Raw genomic sequence first — 16,923 nt, 5'->3', positions numbered from 1 at the left:
GTTATAAGAAAATTCGGCTTGCATAGGAATCAGCCGATCCGATTGGCTAGCCAGCCGTAAAGAAACGCTTCGTTCGCGGGACGGGTTTGGGCCAACTTTATATATCTGGCTCCCTGAAGCGCTTCGAGTGCTTTGAGCAACACGATCTCACCCTTTGCACCGCGCCCTCTGAGAAACTTATCCAGAGCCGCTAAAGTCTGCCCGCCAATTTGTCGGTCGACAGATATGTCCTGATAGTCACGGCCATTGCGGTTCAGCGCATTAAGGGCGCGCTGGAGGAAACCGCTCGCCGTTCGAGCGCCCATGTTGATCCCGGTGTCGAAGAGCTCGGCGGCAATATCGGGTGCCCGTTTTGCAACCTGATCAAAACCGGGCCGATGCCAATATTTGCGTTTGTAAATCACCGCGGCGTCTTGTCGCGGGAAATGCCGCATGTCACCGACATAGCCATGAGACCGGGCAACCGCCTCGGTGACACCCCACCGTGTGGCGCCGCCCCGGTCCGCAGGATGGTTAGAAAAATCACCCTCCAGAGCAATGACGTTGTTGATCAGGGTTTCGATATCGGAAATATTGGGCATCGGAAAACTATCCTTTCTTGATTGAAGATTGAGAATATAACCTATTTGGTTATTTGTAGGAAAGGACGAACAATGGCCATTGCAGAGATTTGATTGGCCTTGCTTCGATCGGGCGATGAGATGTCCGATGCTTTTGACTACGCAATATTCCGTATCGCGCCGGTAAACTCACTCGTCCAAATGCGTTGTATGACTTGGAAAACAATTCGACTTGAACTGGCGCGAACCGCTGAACATCCCAACGGTTCGGAGGCTTATGCTTACGTTTTTCGCGTGCCTCTGGACGACCGTGGGAATATTGAACCTGAGACTTTGAAGGCGGCTGAGAAACGGCCGGTTGTACGGCGGTTTTGGCCAAGCGAAGCGGACCAGGCCGGTGTTGTGATCGCTTCGCCCAAAGGATGGGCCTTTTCTTACAAGGTTGGTGAGGATGACGATGAAGTCATCTTCCGGCTCAAAGATCATCCCCTTGCGGTTGGAGAATATCTGACGATCACGGAACCCGATGGCAGAGAGCTGCCGTTTCGGGTCATTAGTTGTCACGAGTGAAGGCAGGAACCGTTATCAGGAGAACGCACATGTTGAAGAGTTTGAAATGGTTCGGCTGCGTCTCGGTCTTGGCGATCACGCTGACAAGCAACCCCGCTGCCGCAGAATGTGTGGCTGGATCCGCTCCCTTGTTTGACCCGTTCGCGCCCTACAAAGAGCCTGGCTCGATCATTCACAAGGACAGCGGATTTATATTTCCGGCAACAATCGAAGGGTTCCGAAGGGAATGCGAGATGATGGCCGACTTTACCGGCGATAATTTTGAAATTGGCTATTCGCGTGATTTTGATGACCATGAAATCCAACTTAAAATCGTGATTGTTCACTTGGAACAGTTAACAGCTGAAGCCCATTATCAGATCATGAAACCCGATATGCTGTCGCACTATTCCAGTGCCGCGCCTTTGTCGGAAGGAGATTATTTCGTCTCGGGGCGCCCGGATATTGACGCCTATCAAGGTATTTTTGACGGTGACAAGGATGGCGTCCCTTGGCATTTCAGCGTGACTGCGCTGGATTACGGATATTGGGATGCGCGGTTGACGGCCTCTTATCCACAGGAAATCGATGCCGTTGCGCAGGAAGCGATTATGAAATTAATCGCGGCGTTCCAGTGGCAAGTGCCGATCGGTGGAAAGACCGAAGAAAAGGTGCCGTGATATCGCTCGCTGGAGGCCATTCTGCCAGCAAATGCCCCGATCCACCTTATACGTATTAAACCTTATGTAGGTTTTTGAATCCGACCGCTATTTTTCAGCCGAAGACATTCCCCCACGGGAATCATGATCATAGGAGACTGAGATGAAATCCGTTCTGGTTTATATTGCTGATGATTCTGGGCTTGAGGCGCGCCTTCAGGCAGGGCTTGATTTGACTCGATCGCTGGGCGGCCACCTTCATTGCCTGCGAGTGAACCCCTACAACCCGCAAATGGCTTTTGATGGGGTTACCGGCATGTCTGTGATGTATGATATCGGTAAATTGTCGCGCGAACAAGATGCGCAATTGCGCGCAAGCATTGAAAAAAAATTGGCCGGCGAAGATGTTCCGTGGGAATATCGGGAAGAAAATGCCGAAGCGTCCCGCGGGCTGTCTAAAAATTCGGCCTTGGTTGATATCATAGTGTTGAGTTCTGCAAGCGGTGACGATGACACCGGTTTGCCGCTGGGAATATTGGGTGACGTGCTGCACAATGTGACGGCTCCGGTCGTGGTTCAGCCGAACGCGGTGAAGAAGTTCGATGCATGTGGATCGGCCTTGGTCGCGTGGAACGGCAGTTTCGAGGCAGGCAATGCTCTGCGGGCTGCCGTACCGTTGCTCAAAATGGCCAGTGATGTCCAGATTCTGACGGTCGAGGAAGACAAGGGGCATGATCTGCCGCCGCTCGTTGCGTCAGAATATCTGGCCCATCACGGTATCAAGACGGAAATTAATAACCCGTCGACGGGAAAGTTGCCGGTGCAAGACGTGCTCTTGAATGAAGCAGAAAATATGCAGGCAGCCTATTTGGTGATGGGAGCTTACGGTCATAGTCGAGCGCGGGAGTTCCTATTTGGCGGGGTTACGCGGAGCCTTTTCAAAAACTCGCCTGTGCCGCTCGTTGTCTCCCACTAAGCAGAGAATTTGTTAGCTTCTTTATATCGGATTTTTTATGGTAATGCCCGTAATTTGTGTAGGATCATCATGTTCGCAAATGGCGATTGGGCAGCCGAGGGATAGATATAGAAAGTGCGCAAAACGATTGTTTCTGACAAGGATGGGACTCTCTCTCTGGAATCCATCCTCTCTGCTCTGCCTCACTGCATCATGATTGTTGATCGCAACCTTCAGGCAATAAATTGTAGCGTCGTAGGCTTGCAGATCATGGGAGTATCCAGCCTCGCGGAGTTGCCCAAAGGGGCGCCTGCGACATGTGTTGCGCAGTCCGATCGGAAACATTTTCAGAAAATGTTGCTGCGTGCATTTGATGCACCTTCGGGAAAATATGTCGAACCATTCGAGGTGGCGCTAGAATTTCCGGACGGCCGTTCGATGCTGGTTGAATGCCACTTGTCTCTCTTGGCCAATCCTGAGGATGAAATTGATGCCGTCATGATATCCTTTCAGGATGTGACGGCGCTCAGAACCACCGAAAACAAGCTGGACCAGGCCAATTCAATCTTGAGTTCGATCCTGACCACAATTCCCGACGCGATGGTGGTGATTGACGAGCAGGGACTGATCAGTTCTTTCAGCGCCACAGCGGAAAAAATGTTCGATTATGACAAAGCAGATATCATTGGCAAAAATGTAAAAATATTGATGCCAGAACCCTATCGAGCGGCGCATGATGGTTATATCGAGCGATATGTGCGGACGGGTGATAAACGGATTATCGGTATCGGACGGACGGTCGTCGGTTGCAAGAAAGACGGTACGACCTTTCCGTTGCAACTGGAAGTGGGCGAAGCAAAAATCGGCGATGACCGCTATTTTACCGGCTTCATTGTAGATTTGACTGAGAAGAAGCAAACAGAAGCGGAGCTTCAGTCGTTGCAGGCTGATCTGGCCCATGCCTCTCGCCTCAGTGCTGTCGGAACATTGGCCTCCTCATTGGCACATGAAATCAATCAACCTTTGACCGCGATTGCCAATTATCTCTCCGCAGCGCGGGATCTGATGGACGGCGATTTGGAAGAGAATAAAATATATTTTCGGGAAGCGCTGCAGGAAAGCGTCGCCGAGAGCCTGCGGGCCGGGACCATTGTGCGAAGGTTGCGGGAATTCGTGTCACGGGGAGAGATCAACCGGCAGGTTCTGTCCATCGCGCAGGTGGTGGAAGATGCAACGGTGCTGGGCATGATCGGAGCACAAGAAAAAGGCATTCAATGCTCGATCGATATCGCGCCGGATACCAATCATGTTTTTGTCGATCGTGTGCAGATCCAGCAAGTGATGGTCAACCTGATGCGCAATGCCATTGAGGCGATGTCCGATAGCCCTCAGAAAAGACTCCATATTGCTGTGACTTCTGTGGATTCCCAGACAGTGGAAATTGCGGTTTCCGATACCGGATCAGGGATTGATGCGGAATTGGAAGAGCGGATATTTGACCCTTTCGCCAGCACCAAGGGCGACGGCATGGGTTTGGGCCTGTCGATTTGCCGGACGATTGTCGAGGCCCATGGCGGCACTATCGGTGCAGAACCCAACCCCGAAGGCGGGACCATTTTTCGGATAACGTTGGAAAAGGCGGAACTGGAGCAAGATGATGACCAATGAACGGCTAGTCTATGTTGTGGATGATGATGATTCTGTTCGGCGATCCGCTGCGTTCATGCTGCGGCACGCGGGTTTCAAGGTTCATCCGGTGGATTCTGGTGTTGCCTTTCTAAAGCTCGCGAAAGGCGCGGAACGGGGCTGCGTTTTGCTTGACGTGCGCATGCCGGATATGGACGGCCTGCAAGTGCAGCAGCAGATGATCAAGGATGGGATCGATATGCCCGTGGTGATCCTGACGGGGCACGGCGATGTCGAAATCGCCGTTCAGGCGATGCGGGCCGGAGCCACTAACTTTCTGGAAAAGCCCTACGAGAAAGAAGCATTGATTGCGGCGATGGAAGAGGCGTTTTCACGGCTGGAAGATAGCGATCTAAAAGAGATAGCTGGATCGGAAGCACAAGTCAGACTGGCCTGTCTGACGGGAAGAGAAAAGGATGTGCTGGATGGTTTGATGGCCGGATATCCCAACAAAACCATTGCATTTGATCTGGGCATCTCACCCCGTACGGTAGAAATCTATCGCGCGAACATGATGGAAAAATTGCGGGTGCGCAGTCTGGCCGAAGCATTGCGCATCGGGTTCGCGGCGGAAAGCTTAGAGGACAAGCAAGCCCGGACAAAATAGTCTGAGCCGCAGCCCTAGTTTTTCAAGCCTTTTTTGCGTGACAAGCAAGCGTGGCACGGCTTGACACAATGATCCTCGCCATTCTCGTTCTCGATAGGAATAGACATCTCCCGGACCTCACCATCGGCGGAACAGAGCTCTATTGTCATCATGTTAGATTTTGCCGACAAGGGCATTGTGGCAAGGGGCAGGGCTATTGCCGCAATCGCAAATTGACTGATCCTGGATGCTCTAATATTTGCTATCATGACCGGTCATCTTCCTCGTCGATCAACACCCTTTGTGCTGCACCGTCGAGATCCTCAAACTGATCGTGGCGGATCGCCCAGAAGAAAACGACAAGGCCGCACAGTCCCATCAACAGGGCCACTGGAATCAATATTGCCAGCCCGCTCAATTGGCCGCTCCATTGAGCCGCAGGGCGTTGCCGACGACGATCAACGACGATAGCGACATGGCTATCGCGGCGATCAACGGCGTGACCATGCCGGTCAGAGCCAAAGGCACAGCGCAGATATTATAGCCAATGGCGAGCGCAAAATTCTGATGGACGATCTGCATGGTGCGGCGCGCGACCGTGATGGACAGCGCCACCGGCATAAGGGATTTGCTGGTAAATACGGTATCAGCGGCTTGCTGCCCGACATCGCTGGCCGAACCGGGTGCAATGGAAACATGGGCTGCCGCGAGGGCAGGGCCGTCGTTAAGGCCATCACCGGCCATCAGCACCTTGTGTCCGCTATCGCTTAGACGGGCAATGGCCTCTACTTTGTCTTGCGGCGAGGCAGCGGCCTGCGCAAAAATCCCCAATGCCCGTGAAACAAGGGAAACGGACCTCACGTTGTCACCAGATATGATCGAAACTGGCAATCCCATGTCTTCCAGTTTCGCGATGGTATCTCGTGTGTCCGGCCGGATGTCGTCTTTCAGATGGAGGACGATCGTGTCGCTACCAACGCTTAGTTGACAAGACAGGTGATCTTCAGACTGTGTTGGTTTTCCGAGCATCACTTTCTCGCCATTCCACAGCGCCTTCATGCCTTCGCCGGGCATTTCCTGAACGTTCTCCAGTGCGGCCGGACCGATATTCAGGGCGAGCAATCCGGAACGGATAGCCTTGCTGATTGGATGACGACTGGCTTGGGCGAGCCCGAGGGCAACTTGTTTGTGTGCGAGATCAAGATCGCCTAGATTGACAGGAACCGGATGACCAAGGGTGATGGTACCCGTCTTGTCAAAAAGTGCATAATCTACTTCTGCCAGACGTTCCAATGCGCTGCCGTCCTTCACCATTACGCCCTTTCGCAGCAGCGCCCCTGAGGCGACGACCTGCGCCGCAGGCACGGCCAGTCCCAGCGCGCAGGGGCAAGTGATGATGAGAACCGCAACTGCAATCAGCAAGGACTGATGCCAACCCGCACCGGCAAGCATCCAGAAGACAAAGGCCAGCAAGGCAAGGCTATGCACCGCCGGGGCATAATAGCGAGCAGCCCGGTCAGCGATGCGCACGTAGAATGAACGGCGCTGGGCGGCCTCGTCCATCAAGCGCGTAATATCAGCGACACTCGTATCTTCACCGGTTGCGGTGACCCGCACAGTCACGGGCGATGACAGGTTCAGAGTGCCGGCCAGAACCACATCGCCTTCGCCTCTGGGTTGCGGTTCGCTTTCACCGGTGATCAATGAGCAGTCAAAGCTGCTCATACCCTTTTCAATCACGCCGTCTGCCGCCAAATTTTCTCCGGCGGCAATCATCATCCGCATCTCGGGAAGGATATCCTTGCTGAGCACCCAGCGTGTTGTGGCATTGTCTGTCAGCACCATCGCGCCGGGGGCGGATTGTTTCAACAGGGCTCCAATGCCTTCCCGCGCACGATCCCGCATCATACCATCCAGCACGCGGCCCGCGAGCAGGAAGAACAGCAGCATCACGGCTCCGTCAAAATAGGCATGGGCGCCGCCGGTGGCGGTTTCATATATGCTCAGTCCGGTCGCCAGCAATATGCCGATCGAGATGGGCACATCCATATTGGTTCGGCCATAGCGCAGGGCCATCGCGGCAGATGCAAAAAATGGACGCCCTGCATATGCGATCACGGGGATAGCGATTAGCGCGGACAGCCAGTGGAATAAATCCCGCGTGACACCGGTTGCACCTGACCAGACGCTCACCGACAATAGCATGATATTCATCATCCCGAAGCCTGCGACAGCAAGCGCTCGGATCAGCTTGTCGGTACTGCCTTTTTCTTCGGATAGAGGATTGTCAGCGAGAATCTGGGCTTCAAAACCGAGAGTCTCGATCGCGCGCTTGAGCCGGTTGCTATCCAGTTCCGGCAGATGCGTTATCGCCACTTGTTTGGTTGAGAAATTCACCCGCGAAGACAAGATACCAGGGGCGTCGCTCAGGCCGTTCTCGATTTTCGCAATACAACCAGCGCAGCGGATTGCCGGCACGGCAAAACGTGACACAGTCGCGAGCGTTTGATCATCGTTTATGGTGCTATGCGCGGTCACCAGATGTCCCGAACAACGCGCATATTCTTGTCGTCCTGGGTGATGATGATCTTGAGTTTCCAGCGGCCTTCGGGGAGTGGCTGCACGCTCACATAGTCACCCGCTTCGGTTTGGACGAAGTCGAGCGCAAACGGATCCGTCCGCCCAACGGGATGTTCTGCAACGGCGGAGAGTGTTGCTCCTTGCAATGCCGCGCTGTCAATGTCGGTTACGACTATGCTTGCTTTGCCAGTTTTGCGCACCGCTGGCGAAACAGTCCAGCCATGCGCCTGTTGGTTCCTTGCCTGTTCCAGCCATTGGTTATATTTCTGGCTAGCCACATAGCTGTTGTCGACCACTGTGCCGCTGAACGTTGATAGCGCAAATTGCGCCATGACCAGATTGACGCTGACAACCACGGCGAAAAAGGCAACGATTATCATCGTTGCATGATAGCCGGTAAATTTCTTTATGCTGGGCGATTTCTGGTTCATCATTCTGTCTCCGGTCTTTCGAAAAATACCGCATCGATATCCTTGGCCCCGGCATCATCAATTGCGGTAACGGTCAACGCGAATTCTTCCCGGACGGGTCCGACGCCTGGCGCGGCGACAAAGACCCGCAATCTTGCAATGCTGTCGGCAGAAACCTTGGTAACGAGGGATTTTCCAGCCGCTTCCCGTGACCCGGCATCGGACCACATGATCGCGCCGTTAAGCTCGGTCATCCCGATGGCCATATCGCGGGGTCGGTTTTCCATATTGCGTAAATTGATGGTGTAGCTGTTACGAACATGACCGTCTGCGAGTTGGACATAGATCGGGTTGCGATCATGATTGGCGCTGATGTCGATGCGCGTTCTGTTCCCGACAGCAAACAGCATCGCCAGTCCAATGGCACCCCAGATTGAAGAATATAGGATCGTGCGGGGACGAAACAGGGTTTTGAGGATTGGCTCGTGCGGTTTTCCCGCTTTCTCCAGTTCGGCATCTTCCAGGGTCGCATAGTCGATGAGTCCGCGCGGTCTTCCGACCTGGGTCATGACTTGGTCGCAAGCGTCGATACAAAGCGCGCAGGTGATGCAGCCGATTTGTGGTCCTTCGCGAATATCGATGCCGGTGGGGCAGACAGCTACACATTGATTGCAGTCGATACAGTCGCCAAAGCTGCCCGGCTGGGCCTCTGCCTTTTTCACGCTGCCACGCGGCTCGCCGCGCCAGTCCTTATAGGTAACGGTCAGTGACTTTTCATCCATCATGGCGGTCTGGATGCGCGGCCAGGGGCACATGTAGATGCAGACCTGTTCGCGCATGAAGCCGCCGAAGATGAACGTCGTCAGCGTCAAAACGCCGACTGTGGCATATGCGACAAAAGCGGCCTGACCGGTCCAGAAGTCGACCACCAAAGTCGGTGCATCCGCAAAATACATGATCCATGCGCCGCCGGTCCAGAAAGCGATGAAAAGCCAGATGGACCATTTCAGCATCCGCTTGCCAATTTTCTTGGGGCCCCAAGCCGCGTCCTGCAGACGGAACTGGGCATTGCGGTCGCCGTCGATTTTGCGCTCGACATGCTGGAACAGATCGGTCCAGACGGTTTGCGGGCAGGAATAGCCGCACCACGCGCGGCCGACGGCAGAGGTGACCAGGAACAAGCCGATACCCGCCATGACGAGCATACCGGCGACATAGTAAAATTCATGCGGCCAGATTTCTATGCCGAACATGTAAAAGCGCCTGTGGGCCAGATCGACAAGCACCGCCTGATTGGGAGCATAAGGCCCGCGATCCCAGCGGATCCACGGCGTGATATAATAGATGGCGAGAGTGATCGCCATAACCGCCCATTTCAAGCGACGAAATATACCATCGCCTGCCTTGGGATAGACATTTTTGCGCGCTTCGTAGAGCTTTAGCTCGGGATCGAGTATTTCCTTAGGATTGTTCATCATCCCCGCTCTCAACCTTGGACTCGATGGCTGGCTCTGCGATCGGTGCCTTTTCACCGCCCCCCAGGGAGTGAACATAAGCAGCCAGCATCCGGATCGTCGCCGGGTCGAGCCTCTGTCCCCATCGCGGCATGACGCCGTATCGGGCGTTGGCAATTGTATCGGTCAATGAGGCGCGGTCCAGGCCATAAAGGCTGATCGCGTCGCTGAGGTCCGGTGCCCCCTGAACGGGGTCGCCTGTGCCATCGGCTCCATGACAGACGGTGCAATTTGTCTCAAACAATAGGGCTCCGCGCTGTGCAGCGGCGCTTTGCTTCTCCCGGCCCGACAACAACCGGACGTAAGAAACCAGATCCTGAATTTCGGTCGACTGTAATATTCCGTCTTTGCCAAAGGCTGGCATTTGCGAGAAGCGGGTTTGGTCGTGATCCGGATTTCGGATGCCGTGGATGAGCGTATATTCAATGCTTTCCAGATCGCCGCCCCAAAGCCAGTCATCGTCGTTGAGATTGGGATAGCCTTTTGAACCAGCGGCACCGGACCCGTGACATTGTACGCAATGGACCTTGAACGCCGACCGTCCGCCTTCAATCGCCTGTTGCCGCAATTGCGGATCATTGCGGATCGTGTTTATGTCAGATGAAACCAGCGCCTGCCTGATGGGTTCCAGCTGCTTCTGCCGTTCGGCCACCTCGAGGGCATAGTCGCCGCGGCTGCTCCAGCCAAGCAGCCCTTCGCTCGCCGAGTTGAGCATGGGGATAGCGGGGTAGAGAATGACATAACCAATGGCCCAGATGATCGTGGCGTAAAAGGTCAACACCCACCAGCGCGGCATCGGTGTGTCGAGTTCCTCGATGCCATCCCACTCGTGGCCAACAAAATCCGTTCCGGTCGGTTCATCAACACGGTTTTTCTCAGGCATCTTTTTTGTCCTCGTCAAAAATCATATGGGCGGCATGTTCATGATTGCGTCCGGCTCCGGGCCGAAAGGTCCAGCCGACCAGTGTCAGAAAAACAATCGTCATGAACAGCAAGCCCCAACTGTCGGCAAAATGGCGCAGCGCTTCATAGTTCATCGGGGCTGCTCCTGGGCTTCGCCTGCCTCGAAATTGACCAATGTGCCGATCATTTGCAGATAGGCTACCAAGGCATCCATCTCGGTGAGCTTGTCGGGATTGCCGTCGAAATCGCGGACCTGCACCTTGGGATAGCGTTTCTCGAGTTCGGTTGTACTGGCCATCGGATCAACCTGCGTGAGCAGATCCTCATCAGCTTTCTCAATCGCTTCCAGACTATAAGGGACACCGACGCGGGAGAGCGCCCGCAAGTGGCCGCTCATATCACCGGCCTTCAGTTCCTTTTTGGCAAGAAAGGCATAAGGCGGCATGATCGATTCCGGCACCACGGCGCGTGGGTCTTTGAGATGCTGAACATGCCATTCATCCGAATAGCGCCCTCCAACCCGGGCCAGATCTGGTCCGGTGCGTTTGGACCCCCATTGGAACGGGTGATCGTACATGGACTCCGCTGCCAGCGAATAGTGGCCATAACGCTCCACCTCATCGCGGAATGGCCGGATCATCTGGCTATGGCACGTATAGCATCCTTCCCGGACATATATATTGCGTCCGGCGAGTTCCAGCGGGGTATAGGGGCGCACGCCGTCCACTTTCTCAACCGTGTTATCGATCCAGAAAAGCGGTGCTATCTCGACGATGCCACCAATGGAAACCGTGACCAACGCAAGCACCGCCAACAGCGTGATATTGCGTTCAATCTTCTTATGTTTTTGCGTGAACGTGGTCATTATCCTGTCCCCCTCACTCTGCTGGAACCGCGACGAGCGGCTTGTCAGCTGTCTCATCATGGGGCGTTTCGGTCATCGATTTTTCATCCCTGACCTTGCCGGCAATCGTCATCCAGACATTGTAGATCATGACGATAGCGCCAGCGAGATAGAGCAGGCCTCCGGTTGCCCGGATTATGTACATCGGGAACATAGCCGAGACGACTTCGCTAAAGGCATAGACGAGATACCCGTCGTCCCCATATTCGCGCCACATCAATCCCTGCATGATACCGGCGACCCACATGGCGGCGGCGTAAAGAACGATGCCGATGGTCGCGAGCCAGAAATGCCAATTGACCATGCGCAGGCTGTATAGTCTTTGCCGGCCCCAGAGGCGCGGGATCATATAATAAAGCGCGGCAAAGGTGATCATGCCGTTCCAACCCAGCGCGCCGCTATGCACATGGCCGATGGTCCAGTCGGTATAATGCGACAGGCTGTTGACCGACTTGATCGACATCATTGGGCCTTCGAACGTGCTCATGCCGTAAAAGGCGAGCGCCAGCACCATCATCCGGATGATCGGATCGGTGCGGATTTTATCCCAGGCGCCGTTCAGCGTCATCAGTCCGTTGATCATGCCGCCCCAACTGGGCATCCACAAAATGATCGAGAAGACCATGCCGAGTGTCTGCGCCCAGTCGGGCAGGGCGGTATAGTGAAGGTGATGCGGGCCGGCCCAGATATAAAGAAAAATGAGCGACCAGAAATGGATGATCGATAGGCGATAGCTATAGACCGGTCGCTCTGCCTGTTTCGGCACGAAATAATACATCATGCCCAGGAAACCGGCGGTCAGGAAAAATCCGACCGCATTATGGCCATACCACCATTGTGTCAGCGCATCCTGCACACCGGCGAAGGCACTATAGCTTTTCGCGCCCAATAGACTGACCGGCATGGCCAGACCATTGACCAGATGCAGCATTGCTACAGTCAGGATGAAGCTGAGGAAAAACCAGTTGGCTACGTAAATATGGGGCTCTGACCGTTTGACGATGGTGCCGATGAACACCACGGCATAGCTAATCCAGACGATCGTCAGCCAAATATCGACATACCATTCGGGTTCGGCATATTCCTTGGATTGGGTGATGCCCATAAGATAACCGGTGGCGGCCAGCACGATGAACAACTGGTAGCCCCAGAAAACAAAGCGGGCGAGGTGGGGGAAGGCCAACCTCGCCCTGCAAGTGCGCTGGACGATATAGAAACTCGTCGCAATTAGCGCATTGCCTCCGAAAGCAAAAATTACGGCAGACGTGTGTAACGGGCGGAGGCGACCGAACGTCGTATATTCAAGGCCCAAATTAAGAAACGGAAACGCCAGTTGCAGGGCAATGAACAGTCCGACCGCAAAACCGGCCATGCCCCAGAATAATGTTGCGATGACACCCCAGCGGATGGGATCATCATCATATTGCCCCGGATCGGCCGGAGCGTTTAAAATCCCGCGACCGATTGCGGTATAATCTGCGTTGCTGATCGTCACCCAAAGAGCGATCAGGCAGGCCATCATGACAAGCATCATGTGCACAGCGAAACCGCCATCTGCGGCTAAGACCATTGCAACAAATGCCAGAAACGCGAGCGCAAACCACCCGCCGGCTTTCACCAGTAAACTGTCCATAACGTCCTTCCCCGTTGTGTAGGAAGAGCGCTAGCAGGCCGCAGGATGCGGCTATATCAGGAGAGTTACGTAGTTGGACATATCATGTGCGGGCAGTGCCTATGCGATCGCGATTCTGGCCCATACGGGAAGGTGGTCGGACGCCTTGCGTGCGGCCGGACTGTCATGAACGCCGGCTTCGGGCGATAGGATCCCGTTCGAGTGCATGATCCGGTCAAGGGTGGCGATCGGGCTGCGGGTGTGGAAGCTCCGTCCGCAATGGAGCATATGAAATGCGCGGGAAAAATCTTTCAAACAGCCGCCAGCCGCGCTCCATTCATTAAGATCGCCCATGAGGATGACCGGCGCCTGCTGCTCCAGTTCCAGCGCAGCCTTGATGATCGCGGCGGCTTGCCGCCTCCGCCAGAGTCCGGACAGGTCCAGATGCATGCCAACGACCGCGAGTTGCTGCCCGGCCAGTTCGACATGTGCCATGATTGCACCGCGTGGTTCGAGACAGGGGATATGCATGATGTCATGAGCCAGAACCTGTGCGGATTTGCGGACCAATATCGCATTGCCATGCCAGCCCATCGAATCCGTCTGAACGTCGAGCGGGATGGCGCGATAGTCGCTGTGCATTTCCAGCTGAGTTTGTGGAATGGCAGCGGCTCTTCTACCGAACCGGCGATCGGCTTCCTGCAACGCGACAATGTCTGCATCAATCTCGTTCAGGACATCGATGACCCGCCCGGGATTGCGGCGCCGATCGGTGCCGATCGCTTTGCGGATATTGTAGCTCGCAACCTTTAGCATGAAGCAATTGCTAGCAAGTCAGAAGGGATTTAGCGTGAAATCTTGCTGTTGCAGCAAGGCGTGACTGGTCATCGCAGAGAGCGACATTTTGACGCCTGGCAACAGGTCGGCATTGCTGATGCCATGAGCGGCAGCGCTCTGTCCGCACAGATAAAATTCGACACCATGTTTCTGCAATTGTGCAATTGCCGCCGCGCTGGCATTTTCTGCCCCGTCTTTCTTCGTCGCGAAAAATTCCGATTTGGTCAGATCGAAAGATGCGCCGCCGTGAACGACGATCGCGAGCTGGATATTTTTTTCGGGAACACCTGCGGCTACGTGCATGTTGATGAAGCGGGCGGCACTTTCGATCGAGCGGTTGAGCTTGCCGGGATCAGCGCCCTTGGCCAGGTCGAAAGCGATTTTGAACACCGTATCTTTGGCCAAAGGCACGTCTGTTTCGACCGGAGCGGTCGGTCCAAAATCTTCAAAAACCGGTCCGGTTTTGAATTTTTCCATCTGGGCGGACGCCGGTTGGGCTATGGCCAGAAGAGGAAGAAGGGCAAAGAGAATGGGGCTTTTCATATAGGTTCCTGTCTGTGTTGATGCTTCCGGCAATTGTGGGGCCGTTCAATAGCCAATGGCCTGACCATCTTTGCGCATCTCCGTAGCGCCCGTGTAAACGCCGGTTTCCGCATCCCGGACAATGGCTTGATAGCCGCCAAACATGACGCCATCGCTGACGACTTTGACATCATGGCCCATGGCTTTCAGCCGTTCGATCGTCTCTTGGGATATGCCGGGTTCCACATGCAGAACCCCGAGAAGATTGGCGTCTGTGCCTGAAAGGTCCTGGGTCGGTTGACGGCCACCATCATGGTTTAGTCGCGCGGCATCGCCGGCTTCTTGCAGGTTCATGCCATAGTCCACCATGTTGATCATCACCTGCACATGGCCCTGCGGCTGCATGCCGCCGCCCATCAGACCGAAAGACATATAGGGCTTGCCGTCCTTCTTCATGAAGGCCGGTATGATTGTCTGAAACGGGCGCTTCCCGGGCGCATAGACATTGGGGTGATCGGGATCGAGCGAATAAAGTTCACCGCGATCCTGAAACATGAAGCCGAGCCCGTCGGCAACCAGACCGCTACCCATGCCCCGGTAATTGGATTGGATCAGTGAAACCATCATGCCGTCTTTGTCAGCGACCGTGAGATAGGTCGTATCGCCTTCGCCCTCCAGCTTCGGCTCGCCCGGTCCAAATTCCGGACTGGCTTCTGCCGGATTGATCAAAGCGAAACGTTCTTTCCCATAGGCGTCAGACAGCAGCCACTCGAGCGGGGCAGGGGAGATGTCGGGATCGGCATAAAAGCGGGCAACATCTTCGAAAGCCAGTCGTTTGGCTTCGGTGATATAGTGTAGCACTTCCGCGCTGCCTCGCGGCCATTGGGCAAGGTCGACATTTTTGAGAATATTCGCCATTTGCAGCGCCGCGAAACCCTGAGAATTGGGCGGCAGTTCGCATAGTTCATAACCTTTGCGATAGTCTACGCAGCCTGGCTCGATCCATTTGCTGCTGTGCGCGGCAAAATCCGCATGGCGTAAATTGCCGCCAATCCGCCTGAAATAATCATCCATGACGTGCGCAATTTCACCCTTATAAAATGCATCGCGTCCTCCTTTGGCAATCTTGTCCAAAGTCTGCCCAAGATCCGGATTCTTGAAAATCTGGCCCGCTGCGGTGGGGCCATTTTTGAAATAGGTTTCGCGCGCATTGTCAAAATCGCCGATCATTTCGAGATTTTCTTCAAACCGCTTGAGATTTCTTGTCAGATAATAGCCAATTACCGGCGAGACCGGATGGCCCTCCTTGGCATAGGTGATGGTCGGTGCGAGGATATCGGCCATGCTGAGCTGACCAAATTTTCCATGCATTTCAAACCATGCGTCAACCGTGCCGGGAACCGTCACGGGCATCGGACCAAAAGGCGGAATAGATTTGCTTTCGCCGAGCTGTTCCACAAACTGCGCATAGCTCGTCCCCATCGGACTTTTTCCCGATCCGTTCAGGCCATAGAGCTTTTGCGTTTTCGGATCCCAGATGATCGCAAAGAGATCGCCGCCAATCCCGTTACCCGTGGGTTCCATAAGACCCAATGCCGCGTTGGCGGCAATGGCCGCGTCCACCGCTGAACCGCCTTTTTTGAGGATATCGATCGCAACCTGACTGGCCAGCGGATGGGCAGTCGCCGCCATGCCATGCTGCGCATGAACCGGACTCCGCGACCAGGATTCTCCAACCGGCCGTCCGCCTGCGCCGATCGCCAGCGTGGGAGCCTCTGCTGCGGGTTTGGTGTCCTCCGCAGCGGCAGGGCTGGCAGACACGACAGCCAAAGCAAGGGTGGAAAGGAATAGTTTGCGCATGATATCATCCGTCCTGCTGAAAGCAGCCCCACGTCATTTGCGAAGCCACTGAAAGCCGCACTCTAGACAGTCTGCTTACTGCATCAAGTAGGAACGGCCGCTAATGTCCGCTTTGGGCGCAAAAGCGGACATTAGATATTGCACAGCTGATCTTGTGATACGACATTATAGCGGTCAATTACCTATTGGCTGCGGCCCACTTCAATGCGAACTTCGTTCGAACGATTGTATGCTCCATGCATCGCGCCACCGGCAATCTTAAGACAGAGAGTCATGCGTTGCTTGCCGAGATCGTAAGATGGCATCGGTGCGTTGAAATCGGCTTCTGAGCGATATCGGCCATTTTCAGGCAAGTAGATGTCATATTGAACGTTGCTAGATGAGGGGCGGTATTCTCGAATACCATCACCATAGTATGTAACAGCCATTTCTCCCGTGTAGGGACCTAAGCTGAGAACGCTGTAGTCGCGGTCGTCACAGCGCGCGACAGTGGCGTATGAGTTCAATTCGTGCCGTTGTACCTCTCGTATCCAGTTGGAGGTACCCGTCAGCGAAACCTTCCAAACAGCTTCGCCTCTTTGCAACAATGATTGCCGCAAGTCATCTATTAGGGGCAGCTTTGATGCCGGAACTCTAGTTACCTCTATGGCTCGCAAGTCATTTATCGGTTCCGGGACACAACGATAAACAAACAGCAACAGAGCCAATAGCAAACTTGCTGGGAGGATTGCGCGTTTTAGCCTCGTAAAGTCCATTTACCAGCGGTACGTGTCGACAAATCTCATG

At 54.6% G+C, this 16,923-nt stretch carries 18 protein-coding genes; 5 read left to right on the top strand and 13 right to left on the bottom strand.

The window, feature by feature from the left end; all coding sequences use genetic code 11:
* Positions 1-29 precede the first annotated feature (29 nt).
* Positions 30-581, bottom strand: a complete 552-nt coding sequence (locus ABJV08_RS07345; RefSeq protein ID WP_348040521.1) for a glycosyl hydrolase 108 family protein — start codon at positions 579-581, stop codon at positions 30-32.
* Between the two features lie 120 nt (positions 582-701).
* Between ABJV08_RS07345 and ABJV08_RS07340 the strand changes: the two genes are divergently transcribed.
* The 5 genes from ABJV08_RS07340 to ABJV08_RS07320 all read left to right on the top strand — a co-directional run bounded on the left by ABJV08_RS07340 (position 702) and on the right by ABJV08_RS07320 (position 5,016).
* The gene (locus ABJV08_RS07340) at positions 702-1,130 is read left to right on the top strand and encodes a hypothetical protein (protein WP_348040519.1); all 429 of its coding nucleotides are present in this window, start codon (positions 702-704) and stop codon (positions 1,128-1,130) included.
* Between the two features lie 29 nt (positions 1,131-1,159).
* Positions 1,160-1,789 carry a hypothetical protein gene (locus ABJV08_RS07335; protein ID WP_348040517.1) on the top strand — a complete coding sequence of 210 codons (630 nt, stop codon included), beginning with the start codon at positions 1,160-1,162 and terminating at the stop codon, positions 1,787-1,789.
* Between the two features lie 142 nt (positions 1,790-1,931).
* Positions 1,932-2,744: a universal stress protein gene (locus tag ABJV08_RS07330; protein ID WP_348040515.1), complete on the top strand. Its 813-nt coding sequence runs from the start codon at positions 1,932-1,934 to the stop codon at positions 2,742-2,744.
* A gap of 114 nt (positions 2,745-2,858) precedes the next feature.
* The gene (locus tag ABJV08_RS07325) at positions 2,859-4,391 is read left to right on the top strand and encodes a PAS domain S-box protein (RefSeq protein ID WP_348040513.1); all 1,533 of its coding nucleotides are present in this window, start codon (positions 2,859-2,861) and stop codon (positions 4,389-4,391) included.
* Positions 4,381-5,016 (top strand): response regulator, encoded by a 636-nt coding sequence (locus ABJV08_RS07320; protein ID WP_348040511.1) that lies wholly within the window; start codon positions 4,381-4,383, stop codon positions 5,014-5,016. The genes ABJV08_RS07325 and ABJV08_RS07320 overlap by 11 nt, the downstream gene beginning before the upstream one ends.
* Before the next feature lie 244 nt (positions 5,017-5,260).
* On the opposite strand, the gene ccoS is transcribed toward ABJV08_RS07320, so the two are convergent.
* The 12 genes from ccoS to ABJV08_RS07260 all read right to left on the bottom strand — a co-directional run bounded on the left by ccoS (position 5,261) and on the right by ABJV08_RS07260 (position 16,892).
* Positions 5,261-5,413 carry a cbb3-type cytochrome oxidase assembly protein CcoS gene (gene ccoS, locus ABJV08_RS07315; RefSeq protein ID WP_348040509.1) on the bottom strand — a complete coding sequence of 51 codons (153 nt, stop codon included), beginning with the start codon at positions 5,411-5,413 and terminating at the stop codon, positions 5,261-5,263.
* Complete coding sequence (locus ABJV08_RS07310) at positions 5,410-7,533, bottom strand: heavy metal translocating P-type ATPase (RefSeq protein WP_348040507.1); 2,124 nt, start codon at positions 7,531-7,533, stop codon at positions 5,410-5,412. Before ABJV08_RS07310 ends, ccoS begins: the two co-directional genes overlap by 4 nt.
* A complete protein-coding gene (locus ABJV08_RS07305) occupies positions 7,530-8,009 on the bottom strand; it encodes a FixH family protein (RefSeq protein ID WP_348040505.1) in 480 nt (159 codons plus the stop codon). The genes ABJV08_RS07310 and ABJV08_RS07305 overlap by 4 nt, the downstream gene beginning before the upstream one ends.
* Positions 8,006-9,460: a cytochrome c oxidase accessory protein CcoG gene (gene ccoG, locus ABJV08_RS07300; protein WP_348041261.1), complete on the bottom strand. Its 1,455-nt coding sequence runs from the start codon at positions 9,458-9,460 to the stop codon at positions 8,006-8,008. Before ccoG ends, ABJV08_RS07305 begins: the two co-directional genes overlap by 4 nt.
* On the bottom strand, positions 9,447-10,382 hold the full coding sequence (gene ccoP, locus ABJV08_RS07295) for a cytochrome-c oxidase, cbb3-type subunit III (RefSeq protein WP_348040503.1): 936 nt from the start codon (positions 10,380-10,382) through the stop codon (positions 9,447-9,449). Before ccoP ends, ccoG begins: the two co-directional genes overlap by 14 nt.
* The gene (locus ABJV08_RS07290; RefSeq protein WP_348040501.1) at positions 10,375-10,536 is read right to left on the bottom strand and encodes a cbb3-type cytochrome c oxidase subunit 3; all 162 of its coding nucleotides are present in this window, start codon (positions 10,534-10,536) and stop codon (positions 10,375-10,377) included. Before ABJV08_RS07290 ends, ccoP begins: the two co-directional genes overlap by 8 nt.
* Complete coding sequence (gene ccoO, locus ABJV08_RS07285) at positions 10,533-11,267, bottom strand: cytochrome-c oxidase, cbb3-type subunit II (RefSeq protein WP_348040499.1); 735 nt, start codon at positions 11,265-11,267, stop codon at positions 10,533-10,535. The genes ABJV08_RS07290 and ccoO overlap by 4 nt, the downstream gene beginning before the upstream one ends.
* Positions 11,268-11,280: 13 nt before the next feature.
* Positions 11,281-12,939, bottom strand: a complete 1,659-nt coding sequence (gene ccoN / locus ABJV08_RS07280) for a cytochrome-c oxidase, cbb3-type subunit I (RefSeq protein ID WP_348040497.1) — start codon at positions 12,937-12,939, stop codon at positions 11,281-11,283.
* Between the two features lie 99 nt (positions 12,940-13,038).
* Positions 13,039-13,734: an endonuclease/exonuclease/phosphatase family protein gene (locus ABJV08_RS07275; protein WP_348040495.1), complete on the bottom strand. Its 696-nt coding sequence runs from the start codon at positions 13,732-13,734 to the stop codon at positions 13,039-13,041.
* Positions 13,735-13,752: 18 nt separating this feature from the next.
* Positions 13,753-14,298: a DsrE family protein gene (locus ABJV08_RS07270; RefSeq protein WP_348040493.1), complete on the bottom strand. Its 546-nt coding sequence runs from the start codon at positions 14,296-14,298 to the stop codon at positions 13,753-13,755.
* A gap of 45 nt (positions 14,299-14,343) precedes the next feature.
* Entirely contained in the window at positions 14,344-16,137 is a 1,794-nt protein-coding gene (ggt, locus tag ABJV08_RS07265) for a gamma-glutamyltransferase (protein ID WP_348040491.1), read from the bottom strand.
* A gap of 182 nt (positions 16,138-16,319) precedes the next feature.
* Positions 16,320-16,892 (bottom strand): hypothetical protein, encoded by a 573-nt coding sequence (locus tag ABJV08_RS07260; RefSeq protein ID WP_348040489.1) that lies wholly within the window; start codon positions 16,890-16,892, stop codon positions 16,320-16,322.
* Between the last annotated feature and the right edge of the window lie 31 nt (positions 16,893-16,923).

The organism is Parasphingorhabdus sp. (assembly GCF_039982395.1).
In the GTDB taxonomy this organism is placed as follows: domain Bacteria; phylum Pseudomonadota; class Alphaproteobacteria; order Sphingomonadales; family Sphingomonadaceae; genus Parasphingorhabdus.
Note: the sequence above shows the minus strand (reverse complement) of the source record. Positions and strands in the feature narration are given on the sequence as shown.

Excerpts from the sequence above, each read along its gene's own strand:
- ABJV08_RS07290 (WP_348040501.1), bottom strand. The coding sequence starts at position 10,536 with ATGAACTATGAAGCGCTGCGCCATTTTGCCGACAGTTGGGGCTTGCTG.
- ABJV08_RS07305 (WP_348040505.1), bottom strand. The coding sequence starts at position 8,009 with ATGATGAACCAGAAATCGCCCAGCATAAAGAAATTTACCGGCTATCAT.
- ccoN (WP_348040497.1), bottom strand. The coding sequence starts at position 12,939 with ATGGACAGTTTACTGGTGAAAGCCGGCGGGTGGTTTGCGCTCGCGTTT.
- ABJV08_RS07330 (WP_348040515.1), top strand. The coding sequence starts at position 1,932 with ATGAAATCCGTTCTGGTTTATATTGCTGATGATTCTGGGCTTGAGGCG.
- ABJV08_RS07345 (WP_348040521.1), bottom strand. The coding sequence starts at position 581 with ATGCCCAATATTTCCGATATCGAAACCCTGATCAACAACGTCATTGCT.
- ABJV08_RS07275 (WP_348040495.1), bottom strand. The coding sequence starts at position 13,734 with ATGCTAAAGGTTGCGAGCTACAATATCCGCAAAGCGATCGGCACCGAT.
- ccoP (WP_348040503.1), bottom strand. The coding sequence starts at position 10,382 with ATGCCTGAGAAAAACCGTGTTGATGAACCGACCGGAACGGATTTTGTT.
- ggt (WP_348040491.1), bottom strand. The coding sequence starts at position 16,137 with ATGCGCAAACTATTCCTTTCCACCCTTGCTTTGGCTGTCGTGTCTGCC.
- ABJV08_RS07270 (WP_348040493.1), bottom strand. The coding sequence starts at position 14,298 with ATGAAAAGCCCCATTCTCTTTGCCCTTCTTCCTCTTCTGGCCATAGCC.
- ABJV08_RS07340 (WP_348040519.1), top strand. The coding sequence starts at position 702 with ATGTCCGATGCTTTTGACTACGCAATATTCCGTATCGCGCCGGTAAAC.
- ccoG (WP_348041261.1), bottom strand. The coding sequence starts at position 9,460 with ATGAACAATCCTAAGGAAATACTCGATCCCGAGCTAAAGCTCTACGAA.
- ccoO (WP_348040499.1), bottom strand. The coding sequence starts at position 11,267 with ATGACCACGTTCACGCAAAAACATAAGAAGATTGAACGCAATATCACG.
- ABJV08_RS07335 (WP_348040517.1), top strand. The coding sequence starts at position 1,160 with ATGTTGAAGAGTTTGAAATGGTTCGGCTGCGTCTCGGTCTTGGCGATC.
- ABJV08_RS07320 (WP_348040511.1), top strand. The coding sequence starts at position 4,381 with ATGACCAATGAACGGCTAGTCTATGTTGTGGATGATGATGATTCTGTT.
- ABJV08_RS07260 (WP_348040489.1), bottom strand. The coding sequence starts at position 16,892 with ATGGACTTTACGAGGCTAAAACGCGCAATCCTCCCAGCAAGTTTGCTA.